Source organism: Bacteroides cellulosilyticus DSM 14838 (assembly GCF_000158035.1).
GTDB classification, from domain to species: Bacteria; Bacteroidota; Bacteroidia; order Bacteroidales; family Bacteroidaceae; genus Bacteroides; species Bacteroides cellulosilyticus.
On sequence record NZ_EQ973495.1, the window covers coordinates 477,534 to 491,825 of the forward strand.

At 38.8% G+C, this 14,292-nt stretch carries 7 protein-coding genes; all 7 read right to left on the reverse strand.

The annotated features are described in order from the left end of the window. Positions 1-90: 90 nt before the first annotated feature. The 7 genes from BACCELL_RS24160 to BACCELL_RS24190 all read right to left on the reverse strand — a co-directional run bounded on the left by BACCELL_RS24160 (position 91) and on the right by BACCELL_RS24190 (position 12,913). Complete coding sequence (locus BACCELL_RS24160; protein WP_044154356.1) at positions 91-2,058, reverse strand: alpha/beta hydrolase; 1,968 nt, start codon at positions 2,056-2,058, stop codon at positions 91-93. A 212-nt stretch (positions 2,059-2,270) separates the two neighbouring features. Beyond that, complete coding sequence (locus BACCELL_RS24165; protein WP_007214773.1) at positions 2,271-4,229, reverse strand: glycoside hydrolase family 13 protein; 1,959 nt, start codon at positions 4,227-4,229, stop codon at positions 2,271-2,273. Between the two features lie 21 nt (positions 4,230-4,250). Next, positions 4,251-5,357 carry a glycosyl hydrolase 53 family protein gene (locus BACCELL_RS24170; RefSeq protein ID WP_044154357.1) on the reverse strand — a complete coding sequence of 369 codons (1,107 nt, stop codon included), beginning with the start codon at positions 5,355-5,357 and terminating at the stop codon, positions 4,251-4,253. A gap of 137 nt (positions 5,358-5,494) precedes the next feature. After that, a complete protein-coding gene (locus BACCELL_RS24175) occupies positions 5,495-6,934 on the reverse strand; it encodes an Outer membrane protein SusF domain-containing protein (RefSeq protein ID WP_007214775.1) in 1,440 nt (479 codons plus the stop codon). 35 nt (positions 6,935-6,969) lie between these two features. Then, entirely contained in the window at positions 6,970-8,142 is a 1,173-nt protein-coding gene (locus BACCELL_RS24180) for a SusF/SusE family carbohydrate-binding protein (protein WP_007214776.1), read from the reverse strand. Positions 8,143-8,183: 41 nt separating this feature from the next. Further along, on the reverse strand, positions 8,184-9,860 hold the full coding sequence (susD, locus tag BACCELL_RS24185) for a starch-binding outer membrane lipoprotein SusD (protein WP_044154407.1): 1,677 nt from the start codon (positions 9,858-9,860) through the stop codon (positions 8,184-8,186). 20 nt (positions 9,861-9,880) lie between these two features. Further along, on the reverse strand, positions 9,881-12,913 hold the full coding sequence (locus BACCELL_RS24190) for a SusC/RagA family TonB-linked outer membrane protein (protein ID WP_007214778.1): 3,033 nt from the start codon (positions 12,911-12,913) through the stop codon (positions 9,881-9,883). Positions 12,914-14,292: the final 1,379 nt, after the last annotated feature.

The window sequence follows — 14,292 nt, forward strand, 5'->3', positions numbered from 1 at the left end:
GGACAATTACCATACCTTTTTACAGCAACAATACAGCATTTATTTTTATTTACTATCCATATGAGGATAAAAAAGCTCAATACTTTCACCTCATTGAACATCCGCATATCTTTTTTCAATATTCATAAAGTTCTCCACTACCCTCCAATATTCTTCCTTATCATGTGGACGTGGTTGCCAATCAGGATCAGGGCTATTACTCACAGCTTCATTCCAATTAGTATCATCCATAAACTTATAGTCAACAGTACAAGAGGATAATTCTCTTATTGGTTTAAGGAATATATATCCATCGAACAAATCGGATAGAATAAAATCTTTATGCCCCATTGAATAATAACTATAATCGTGCAGTTCACCAATATGAGAACCTTTCAAATCAAAGCCAATGGGGTTATTCTGAGATTTTTCCATTATTAGTTCTAACTTTCCAGCCGCTGGGGAAATTAATGTTGGTTGCTGATTAGGATAATTAAAGAAAGGCTGGTGCAAAGCTACAGATACTACTTTATTGCCATATTTATCATACAGCAAATTTCCTAAAAAACGATTCTCATAACGTACAAAACCAGGAGAAGTATAATCATAATAAGGAAAACGGTAGGACGTAAATGCATGAATAGTCCCAGTCAGAACCAATATTTTCTCGTGAACAGACAACACTTCACGTTCCAACAATGTACACCGAAAGTCTTCTGTATTCCCTAAAGGAAACACTTGCTTCATATTTTCCGGAGTTCTAGCTCCTTCAAACTTTTCCCAATTGTAGCGATAACTAATATTTAAAACACGAAACTTTTTCGCTTGCTCCGGTAATGAGTGATTCCATTCCCAAGCTGCTTTATAGAGATTCATATACTCAACTATAGCCCAACGGGTATTATAATTGAACATCAGTTGACGAGCTAAATTCTCATTATATCTTGGTGCATTTATCAATGAATCCAATTGCTTCTGATCCTCATATGCTCCAAATTCCATACCTAACATATAGATACCATTCGCATACAACTTCGGTATCATTTTTCTAACGAAGTCCAAGTTTTCCTTAACACCATGGTCTTCAGCCAATAACACGATGTCAGCATCTTTAAACTTAGAAATCAAATAATCATCAGGCGACACATCTGTATCCTTTTTGTCACAAATACAATCTTTTCTATCAGTTCCTAAAAGAAATAATAACGGATTATCTAAACGTTTATTCCAATCCACTTCCGTATGTGCAGCTCCCGGAAATACTCTAGACACCCACATTGGTCCTTTCCAGCCTTTCTTCCTCATCAATTTGTCCAGTTCACCCTGATAAAGAGAATAATAAGCATCTAAGGTAGCATCTCCTCTATCCATATAAATTATACGACTGTTAGCCGTCGGAAGGTTCTCATCAAGATAATTCCTAAAAGCTCTCGACCATTGGTCCGCTTTTTCTTTAGATAGTTCCTTACTTAATATCATGGGAACATGAGTCGACATACATGCAGCCCCTCCAAATACTTCCGGGTATTCACAAAGTGCATATAGTGAAATTAGGCCACCCATACTGGAGCCCATCACAAAAGTATGCTCAACACTCTTATTCGTAGAATATTCTTTATCAATAAAAGGCTTAACTTCTTCTACCAGAAAACGAAGATAGTTATCTGCATTAAAACTAATATCTTCCGGCAATTGTTCATCCGGTAAATAGTTTAATGCTTTTTGGGGAAAATAATCTTCATACCTCGTTTCCGGAATACTCGCTATTCCCACAACAATACATGGTTCCATTTTCTTCTCAGACAAAAGTTTTCCTACAATTTCATCAATTCCCCATTCTTGTTTATTCCATGTAGTATTTGCATCAAAAAGCATTTGCCCATCATGCATATAGAGGACATCGTATCTTTCTTTTGTTGAGTAACCTGTAGGTAACCATACGAAAACATTGCGAGAGGGAACAATGGTAGAGTTAAATCGAGAATATTCTATAAGTTTCCCTGATGATACAGTTTGTTGAGCAATAGTCCATTGGCACAGCAACAGAGATAATAGTAGAAAAAAAAGTCTTATTTTCATACGCTAAATTATAATCATCTCCTATTAAACAGAGATTACTAAATATTTATAAAACAATCTATTCACAGTCCCTCCCATTAAGAAAAAGAGAGTATCTTAATAATCACTCTCTTTTTCTATATTCTCCTGTAGCACCTATTTCTTCTAAATTACTTCAATCCAATTCAAGCATTAAAAATATTATGAGGGTAATACTTTTTCATAACTCAACATTATAATTCAAGTACAAGCACTTCTTTAGGTTGTAAATGAAGTATTCTTCCTAAGGACACATTACCGTTCGTCAACACATTCTTCGAACTAGTCTTATCTCCTATTACTTCTTTATAAGGAGCCAAGTCCAAATCAACTTCTTTATTTATTCCATTCATTATAACCAGTATACTTCTTCCATCACAAGAACGCTCATACACATATACATTATTACGAGGCATAAAATGTTTCATCTTACCTTTAGAAATAACATCATTTCCTTTACGCCAATGCAGTAACTTACTCATAAAATCAAAAGCTTCCTGCTGCATAGCCGTTCTTCCATTTTCCTGGAAAACAGAAATTGCATCTCCTTTCCAACCTCCCGGCATATCCGGACGTACATACCCAAAGTCTATTTTATTACTACCAGACATTAGTAATTCCTGCCCATAATACAATTGTGGTATGCCCGGAATTGTCAACAACAAGGTAACTGCCTGCTTATAAGCATTCAAATTTTCCGGGGTCTCCAATAAGAAGCGATCCGTGTCATGATTTTCAAGTAGACGCATCACATTGTTAATGTCAGGATAGCAAAAATCATAAGCAAAATGTTCGAAAAGAAGCTGCAAACCAGTATCCCAAGAAGTTTCTTCATGGAAAACTTTACCAGCTATTGTTCGCAAACGAAAATCCATCACAGATTTCAGCTTTGTATTAGCTTTCTCATTAAGCACACTATTTTGTTGCCAATATGCAGTACCTACAGGGTTATTAGGAATCATTACTTCACCTACAATATTGAAATTTGGATATTCCTCAAAAACTTCTTTACACCAACGAACCATCATATCCGGATCCGGATATACATATGTATCTTGGCGAATACCATCTAAATCTGCATATTCAATCCACCAGATTGAATTCTGAATCAAATAATCAGCAAGAAAACGATTTCTTTGATTTAAATCGGGCATTGTAGGCACAAACCAACCATCCGTCAGTTCCTGCTTATCTATATCCGAAGCATAAGGATCAAAAAATACAGTCTTATTATGATTGGTCTCGATATATTTATGTGAATTATTAAACCAATTCTGCATTGGTGGATCAAGCAGCCAAGGATGATTGGTTCCACAATGATTAAAAACCATATCCATTATCAGTTTCATTCCACGTTGATGCATAGATTCCGCCAAACGAACATAATCTTCATTAGTTCCCAAACGAGGATCTATTTTATAGTAATCCGTTGCAGCATAACCATGATAAGAGCCTTCACCCATATCATTTTCCAAAACAGGAGTTGTCCAGATTGCCGTAATCCCCAAGCTATCCAAATAATCAAGATGTTGCATAATACCAGCTAAATCACCACCATGACGAGCATTTACATCTCTACGATTTACTGTATAAGGATACTTCATCTGTATATAGTCATTGCTTTCATCACCATTGGCAAAGCGGTCCGGCATTAATAAATATACGACATCAGAAGAATTAAAGCCAATCCTATCTTCTCCTTTACGTTGGCGTTCTTTCAATTCATAAGTATAATTCAGCTTACGTTTTCCTTTAACGAATTCTATCTGAAATTTACCCGGTGCCGCATCTTTTACATCTAAATACAAAACCAGATAGTTTGGACTCTCCATTGGACAGACTTCCTTCAAAACAACTCCCGGATGATTTATTTCAGGTTTATATGTTGCTATATTTGAACCATATACCATCAACTGTAAACGGGTATTCTTCATGCCAGACCACCAAAAAGCAGGTTCCACTTTTTCTATCTTCTCATTTTTCTTTCCTGAATGATGTGAAGAGAGCCAATCAGAATTATCCTGTGAAGGAATAATAGAAGATTCAAACTTAGAATATTCAATAAGTCTTTCTGACGACATGATTTGTTTAGCAAATCCCAATTGACATAGCAATAAAGCAAAAGATAAAAATAAAGTTTTAGTTTTCATCATACATAAAATAAAAGATACTATTTACAAAGGTTGAACAAACAGACTAAACTCTTTCATTGCAGGAAGAACTTTGCCTGTATGATTATCAAAAAGCCCACGATTAATCCAACCTTCTGTTACATTATTACCGCAAGCGTTTTCCTCGGGGAACCACCAAAATAATCCCGTCACGTTGGCATGACGACGTAATTCAGCCACAAGTTCGTGAGTGAATATGCGCTGTCCTTCAGTAGTTATAGGATAGAATTCAGAATGTTCATCCGCACTTTTTGCCCATTGGTCATTCTCATGCGAATAGTAGGCGGCAGTCTCCACTATCATCACCTCTTTATCAGGAAAGTCAACAGCGAGAGAATCAAGCGTAGCAGCAAGTACCCCCACGGCTTTATGCCACATAGGATAATAACTAAGCCCTATAACATCGTAATCAAGCTCTCGTAAATGGTTATAGTAAGTTTTAGTTTTGTTCCACTCTCCTGCTTGCTCCGTATGGATGATTATCTTTGCTTTAGGACAAATTTCCCGACAAGCTTTGGCACCACTTTCCAGCAGCTTCACAAGCAAATCCCAATTTTCCATTCCAAGCGGATCCACCTTTGCTACTGGCCACAACATGCCGTTGGTTATTTCATTACCCACTTGTATGAGGTCAGGAGAAGCTCCCGCTTTCACCATAACCTCAAGACTATTTTTAGTATATTCATATATACTATCCGGCAATGAAGCTACATCAACATTCTTCCATCTTTCAGGCATAAATTGCTTACCGGGATCAGCCCATGTATCAGAGTAATGAAAATCAAGCATAAATTGATAACCTTCTTTTTTTATTTGCTGTCCAAATTTAGTCACATAATCTAAATCTTGGCACACTCCTTCACCTTTGTGTTCAGCAGAAGCTTTTGAAGGGTCAACAAAGAGACGAACACGAATGGCATTCCAGCTTTGCTCTTTAAAATATTCAAGAGGTTTTATTGCCTTTCCCTTTTCATTACGATATATGGTTCCAGCTTTTTCATAACTTGGCAACAAAGAAATATCACCACCCAAGAGACGTTGTTGAGCATGAATTCCAACACATAAAGCAAACAAAAATAAGATAACGAATACTGATCTAAAATTCTTCATAACGATATTAGTGATTGTTTCAATGAAAAAGTAAAAGCCCTCTTCCCCGTTTTTCAATGCGAGAAAGAGGGCTTCTATAAAGTGCCAAATAGTCTTAAACTTTAAAATTATTATAAATAATCTACTGTTTACCTTAACTAGTTAGCGGCTTCAATCGTACAATAAGCTTTGCCTTCACAAAGGGGATATAGATTGATAGTATATGTACCAGCCGTTGCAATCTTCAGATTAGCACCATTATTGGTCGTTAGATTTTCGCTAGTACCACCCCAACTAATATCCCAATCATCATTGGCACGGAATTTTAATTCATCTGCTTTCAACTCAGTAGTGATGGTCCAATAATGTATTGTACCCTTGCCTTCTTCAGTATATTCTACCAATTCCATGTCCGTGTCTGCATCCCAACCACTGGGAGTAGCAGGGCCAATAATACCTATCGCAATGGGGGTCAAAGTATAAGTTTTCTCATTCAAGTCAACAACTATCTGATAGAAACCTGCCTCTTCGGTCATCATTATATTGGCAGCATCAGCGGCAGTGCTAAAATCTGCACCATAGTTAGTACCATTCCAACTGTCCTCCGAACTGAACTTGAAACCTTTCTGATTAAGGTACATATACCCCTTATAGACATTATTGAATTCAGGACTTGCCATCACATCAATATGTTTCCATCCGTTTGCATCACCAGCCATATAGAGATAAGCAGTAGCAGGAGCAACTGAATAAATGTAATTTACAGCATCAAATGTAACTATAAAATGTCCTTTCCCAGTAATGACAGGAGTTTCCACTTTATATACGTCACCCGTCCAAACTGCAAAGTTTTCAGTCTTGTCATCACCATTCACACGACAACCAATCTGTCCGGCATTAGCACCATCCCAACCAGCAGCTATGTCATAAGCTTCATAGAGTTTGAAATAGTTAGAGCTTTCATTCTTAGTTTCCACTGTAGCTTGAAAAATTCCCTCTTTACCTTCAACTGGTTTCATGATTACAGGATTTTCAACATCCCATCCATTACTCTCTACTAAATCTCCCAACAACATATACCCATCAGCTGAAATTTCCGGAGTAGTAATCGGAGTAAGTTTAGCTTGAGAAGTACCTGAAGTGTTTACCGCTTCACCGTTTTTCAATTTAACAGCAACATTCATATTTACATTGAGTACACGCTCTACATGAGCACGGCTGAAGAAAGCATCACGAACTACAGAATCAAGTTCAAGAGTATTCACCTTCACAATATTCCCTTCTTTAAATGCCGCATTGATAGTCACACCGTTAATATTTATGCTGTTCATCTTAATAGAAGCCACCTCTGAATTCGATGAAGAGAGAACGGCAATTTCCACAGAGTCTGTCTTTTGTTCTTCCGCTTCGATAGTACTGTAAAACTTATCCATATCCACAACTGCATCGGAACCTGCGGCAAAACTGATTTCATATTTAGCGGCCGCTTCTTCAGGAGAATTGGATTGGGGGTCAGCCCAATCCGTATAATCTTCCGTACAAGCACCTAAGGTAATTCCGGCGAGGAATATACCTGCGAGTATTTGATTTTTCTTCATAATGTTTTTCTTTTAAAATAAGATTATCATTCAGGTTATTTTACCTCACCCCTATCTACACCGTCTTCAGTAGCACCTACAGTAAGATAGAGTTTCTGGCCCGCTCCAGCATTTACGCTGTATTCAGAACCCATATCAGTGTTCCAATTGCTGGCGATATTTGCATTCTCACGCCAGAAAACTTTACCCTCCAAAAGCGTAAATTCAGTTTTCCACCAATCAAAATCACCTACTTGAGCATAGGCACGTAGTTCACCTCCAGATACAAATTCAGCAGATATCCATTGACCAGTATTATCAGCGGGAGCGATCATCGGAGCTGAAGGAGTGCCTGGAGTAAATCCTCCATTAGCATCACCTGTAACCAGAAGTTGTGCAGGATAAAAAGTCAGTGTGTAATCAATAGCTTCACCATTAATCTTACCCTTAATGTAGAGTGTATACCATCCACCATTTTTCACTTTCACATTACCACCATTGTCAGAAACATCCGCACCGGCTTGATCATCAATAGTTTTAAAATCGGCATGACCCAGCCATTGTTGAGGATAAGTTCCCCATTTGAATTCGGCATCATTAGGAAGGTAAACTATTGTAAAGAAGTTACCAGCCATACCATTAATAAGCGCCATTGGTCTCCAAGTTGTCCAAGCAGTTCCTATACTCGAACCGCATACATAGATATCCTCAGGCAATGTAATACTCGGAGCCTGATAAGTAGCTATCACTTGGATCTTTATAACATTAGAGTAACAACTCCCCAACTCCATACCATTAACATTGGCATGTAAGCGTACATAGAGGTCTTTCACTTCATTAGAAGGATATGTCACACCTTCATTGGCATCCTGAAACATAGTAATTACAGCATCATTCAATCTACTACCCGATACTTTAATGGTAGCAGAAGTCGAGCTTGCCACAACTTTGTACACAGGTTCTTCCGCACTGAAATCTTCAAAAGAAATCTCCACATCATAGTTAGTACTCAAAGGTATGCCACCATAATCAGGTTGGCTGGTAGTAAAAGTGAGTTGATCAGTAGTCAGCAAGTCCAATACATTATTGGCTGCGTTGGCAGGCATATTCAATACAAATCCTGTAGTATTTTCGTGGAATGTAGGATTGCTATCCATATCTTTCTCACATGAGGTGACCAACACCAAAGTAAGAACGGGCAGCAACATTCCTAGCAGTATCTTTTTCATATTATTGTTTCGATTTAAAAAAAATTCGATAATAAATTCTATTAATAACGCGGGTTCTGAGTCAAGTTCTTATTACCATTGATGTCATCAGCCGGAATAGGATACACGTTGAAGAAATCTTCCACGCTCTTTCCTTCTGCTACACCACCCTTGAAATCCCAAATGTATTTGTCACCTGTGAAAAGACCAAAACGGATCAAATCACTACGACGACGACCTTCCATATAGAACTCACGACACCATTCATCAATAATATATTGTTCGGTAATAGTAGCAGGAGTAGAAGCACCTGCACGGCTACGCAAAACTTCAATATCAGCACGCGCTTGTTGCGGGTCACCAGTCAAACGGAACTTAGCCTCTGCACGAGTCAGATACATTTCAGCATAACGTATCAAAGGAATATCCACATCGGGGAATTCATTATGTGAAGTCGCTGCACCATCTGTACGAATGTTACTCCACTTCACAATAGAAAGACCGGAGTTAAAACCTGCAATCTGTTCAGCCTGTAGTTTGCGAAGTCCACCGCCGCAACCGGAATAGAACAATGCACGATGATCGTTGGCTTTCTTCTGCACGTCTTTTGTAGTAGTACCAGCAGCCTCATCAAGCGCGATAATTTCTGCCTCGGTAGCTTTATCCGGCGCTTTTTCTGTAGCAATCGGACAATCTTCAAGCGTAGAGAAGAATTTCTTAACCAAAGCTGCACGGGAGAAGTTACAGCTCCAACCATTGGAAGTACCCATATAAGGCATTCCGGTGATACGGGTAGAACTTACCAGATAATTGGCGCCACTATAACATTTTGTTTTTGCACCATCCTGACGGATAGGCAGGATAATTTCTTTCATAGCTTGCGGATTTTGGTCATTATCAGCCATAAACACTTGCTCATAACCAGTATAGCCATTCTTTTCAGCTTTAGAAAGTTCATATTTCCCATCAAGCAGATCGCAATAGTCAATAGCCTTCTGATAGTCTTTTACCGCACCTTTGGTATAAACAGCAGAGTTCAGAGCCAAACGGGCATGGAGCATATAAGCGGCACCTTTATCGGCACGTCCAAAGTTAGAAGAGTTATTGAATGCACCCACTTCGGCAAGATCCGGTTCTATTTCGGTCAACTCCTTGTCAATCCAGTCATAAAGTTCTTTACCAGCTTTCTCTACAGGCAGTTCATAAATATCGTACGTAGTCTTGAAAGGAGCCTTTCCCCAAAGATCGAGGAAGTACCACATATGGAGGGCACGCAAAAAGCGGACCTCGGCACGATACTGTTTATAGTCAGCCTCTTCAGCCTTATCCTCGGTGTTGGTAAGATAGAAGTTACAGAGCGTCACATCGAAAGCCAGACGCTGGAACGTCCATTGCACGCGAACAGATGAAGCCGTCCAGTCAATATTGGTGATTTGAGGAATATCAGCGTCAGTCTGCCAAGCCCAAAGGCATTCATCGGTACAAAGTTCTTGTAGATTGAATGTAGTACGGTAGAATCCGCTTTCACCTTCATCACTACTGATATCTCCACTACCGGCAGGACCTTTCTGGCCTGTCAGACCCAGTGTACTGTAGATTTTCGCCAACAGTTCCATATCTCCATACGATGAACTGGACTGCGGATCGATAGACGAAATATTCAAGTCGTTGACACACGACGTTGCCACTCCACCCATAAGGAGGGCTGCAAGGGCTGTTTTCAAAAATATATGTTTCATCATTATATGCATTTAATAGGTTAAAAATTCAGGCTTAAGCCAACTTGAATGCTGAAAGGACGCGGATAAGGATTGGAATCAATACCGCTTGCTACCTCAGGGTCGATGCCTTTATATTTAGAAATAATAAAAGGATTTTGAGCAGTAAGGAATGCACGACCAGAGCATGTTTCATGACCAGCTACCTTAAACAATGCAGGGAAAGAGTAACCTAAAGTAATGTTTGAGCACTTCAGATAAGAAGCATTACGTACGAAGTAATCGCTCAAATAATTATCGTTACCTACTCCTACACCGGTAAAGCCCAATGCTACAGCCTCGGCAGTAGAGTTATGCAGGGCACTGTTAGAATACAAGCCGGATTGGCTGACCATTGCACGATTCGACAAGAAATCGTAATAAACATAGTTACCAATAGAAGCACGGAAAGACATACTCAAATCCCAGTTCTTATAGAGGAATTTAGTTGTAAGACCCATAATAACATCAGCAGAGGGTTTCTTGTAGAAATAACGGTCACCATTGTCAATACGTCCGTTACCATCACGGTCTACGTACATACCTTCAATAGGTTTACCATTCTCATCATACACTTGCTGATAAACAAAGAATGAGTTAGTTGCTTTACCTACAGTATTTGCCTGAATCAAGGTATTGTTACCACGACTGATCTTATCTCCCGACCATGCATAATAGCCTGCATCACCATCCACCAAGTCAGTAATTTCATTATGGTTCCAAGCAATATTATAGCTTACATCCCAAGTAAAATCTTTAGTTACAATAGGTTTGGCATTAATAGAGAATTCCACACCGTAATTCTTCAGCGAACCGATATTCTTTGTTAACTGAGAACCAAACTGCATACCTACAGGAATAGTGATAGAATTCAGCAAATCTTTGGTTTCGCGGTAGTAACCATCAATATTGGCTGTGATGCGGTTATTCAGGAAGCCCAAATCGATACCGGCATTATAGGTAGTTGTAGTCTCCCACTTCAAGTCAGGATTGTAAGCCGACGGACGCATCGTACCATAGTAAGTATCGCCAAAAGGATACTGAGCGAAAGAGTCGCTTGAAGTATAATGAGTTTCATAACCGAAATCAGAGTTAATATCCTGCTGACCTGTCATACCCCATCCCAAACGAAGTTTGAATTCATTCCACCAAGTAAGATTCTTCATAAATGCCTCTTCATTGATTTTCCACGCCAATGCCACAGAAGGGAAGTAACCCCATCTATTGTCTTCAGAGAAACGAGAAGAACCATCGGCACGGAACGTAGCCGTAAGCATATATCTGTTGAGCAACGTATAATTTAAGCGACCGAAGTAAGAAACTAAAGAGTTATGCGTAGCCCATGCTTGTTCTTCTCTCAATTTGGCATCATGAGGAGTACCATCGTAAGGATCGGTACCTTGACCATAGTCGTAACCACTGCGGTGGAAGTGACTTTCTTCGGCACCAACCATTATATCAAAATTATGGGCGCCTATTTCCTTAACGTACTGAGCATAAGCATTAGCTGTGACACTATATTTATAAGTCTGCGTTATGCCATTCCAACCAAAGTAGTTGTTAGAATAAGAATACTTGGAGATTATATCGTCCTGCTTACTTTCAGTATACTGTCCGCCATAGCTGGCATGCAGACGTAAATCTTCAAAGCCATGTACCTTATAGTCTACATCAAAGTTACCTGTAAAGTCATTGGCAACAGCCTGTACATCCTTAAGTTTCAACAGAGCTAAAGGATTCTGAGGAGCATTGGGATTATTAGTATATTTCCATTCTGCATTGAAATCTTTAGGTGACTGCGAATGTTGAAAATAACCATCGAAAAATGGAGCACGGGCATCATCAGCATCAAAGTATACCGGCTGAGTGGGATCCATTGAAAGAGCAGAACCTATTGCACCGCCTGCATCAGCATAACGGTCTTTCTCATACATATACTTAGCGTTAATCTTCAAATTGAGGTGATCATCGAAGAAAGAAGGAGAAAGATTCAAGCCGACATTGGCACGGCGCATCCATGAGGTTTCAACGATACCGTCAGAAGCGTTATATCCCAAACTCAAACGGTAAGGCATATTTTTCAAACCACCGGATACTGATACATTATGACTATGAGAGATAGCAGTGCGGAATATTTGATCTTGCCAATCAGTATTAGCGTTACCCATACCTACTTCACCGGCTTTATCGCCCCAGATGTTATTAACAAGTTCACGAAACTCATCACCATTGAGTACATCATACTTTTTCTGGATCATAGAAATTGTCATGTCACCGTTGTAAGAAACCTTAGGGGCAGAACCACTCTTACCTTTCTTAGTGGTAATAATGATAACACCGTTTGAAGCACGGCTACCGTAAATGGCAGTAGCAGAAGCATCCTTTAAAACTGTAAAAGTTTCAATATCATTCGGATTAACCATAGCCAAGGGATTACTCATTCCTTTTGGAGTATTGTTATCAATGGTCAAACCATCAATAACAATCAACGGATCGTTTGAAGCATTAAGAGAAGATCCGCCACGCACGCGAATCTGAGCACCTGCACCCGGAGTACCACCTGCAGTGATAACATCGACACCGGCCACTTTTCCAACCAACATATCCTGCGCATTGTTGGTGATACCTTTACTGAGTTCATCCGGTTTGATTGCCGTTACCGAACCTGTAAGATCATCTTTCTTGGTACGACCATACCCCACTACTACTACTTCACTCAATAATTCTGCATCATCTTTCAGTGTCACCATCACCATAGGAGCAGCTGCTACTTCTTGTGTCTGATAACCAATAAAAGATATTGTTAATGTAGCACCTTTAGGAACACTCAAGGTGAAATTTCCATCAAGGTCGGTGATTGTACCATTAGAGGTATTTCCTTTTTCTACGATATTCGCGCCTATCACTTCCAATCCCGTAGCATCTTTTACATGCCCTTTCACGGTAATGTTCTGTGCATAAACGCCAACAGACAAGAATAACCCCATCAATAGGGGAAGAATCATTCGATAGATTCTAAGATTAACTTGCTTCATGCATTTAAAAAATTAAAGTTAACAATATTAATTACCTATATTATATATTCGAAATTATCTTTCGATTACTTTCTCTTTTATAAGGTATCTATAACATGACGCAACAAAAATATGCTTTATTAAAATATTAAAATATAAGAAATATAAGAAATATGCAAATGCAACAGTGCAAACGATTGCACAGAGTTGCACCGTTGCGCAAGATAAAAATCTTCATTTTAAAGAGCCCCATACACAATCATTTTCAAGAAACTAAGAGATAAAAAATATCAAAACAATAGTACCTACACCCATCCAGCATCCACAATGATAGTATATTCCTCATTTTCGCAACATACTTTAGTTTACAAAATCACAAACCAGCATATTCAGTGAATAAAGAAAGGATAAGAATACACTATTATTGCATATAATTGCAGCTTTGATAGCTACTTATGCAGAAAAGGGTTACTACTTACGGGTGAAAGGGTTACTACTTATAGGTAAAAAGGTTACTACATATAGGCAAAAGGGTTACTACTTATCGCCAACGCACTTATTTGTGTCAGATTTTTCACCTATAAGAACAGTTTTAGAGAGCTATTTCGTTCCAGAACAAATGTAACAATTTCGCTATCCAACTATTATTCTGACATTTACCGTTTTTCATTTCCACATTTCCATCTCGGTAGACATACGGACAGAAACAGTGCATTCTCAGTCAACTAAAAATACAATTTGTCACAATGACACTTATCCCTATTTCCCGTTTTTTCATTATCCACTCTCCTAATTACCCCGAAATCATTGCAAACCGCATACTGCTGTTCATTAGGTTCAGCCGATATTTCCGGTGCATGAGTTAAAACCTTCCCGACGATTGCATCTATATACCCAACGCCACCCATATATAGATGCAGCCTCCTAGTGTTTCGTGTCCTTTATGAACGTTTTTCGGAGGAAAAGCCACACTATTCTATACCTGTCTGATGCCACTTCTTTACGAATAATACCAAGTATTTATTAAATTCACATTGCCAATTTACGAGTGACCACAATTGTGGTACAACTGCTTCACATTGATGGAGCACATGAATCACCATTATAAAACAAGTGAACCACAATTGTGGCCATTCTAAATAAAACGTATATTAATCAAAAGAACATTGTATATCAGCGGAATACACACGTGTCATTAACAGAAAGAAGAGTAGGCGTTATCCCTGACAAAGCGTGCAAGCAACTTTTTGCTTACACGCAAATAAAGTTGCTGCCACCACGTTTTTTTCAACTATTTATCAGCAACTTACAGCAAATAGTGCAAGCGTGCAAGTAAATATGACGTTAAACTTATAGTAAGCCAGGCGGGCAAAGAAGGTAACGAGGGGACAAGTACCTTC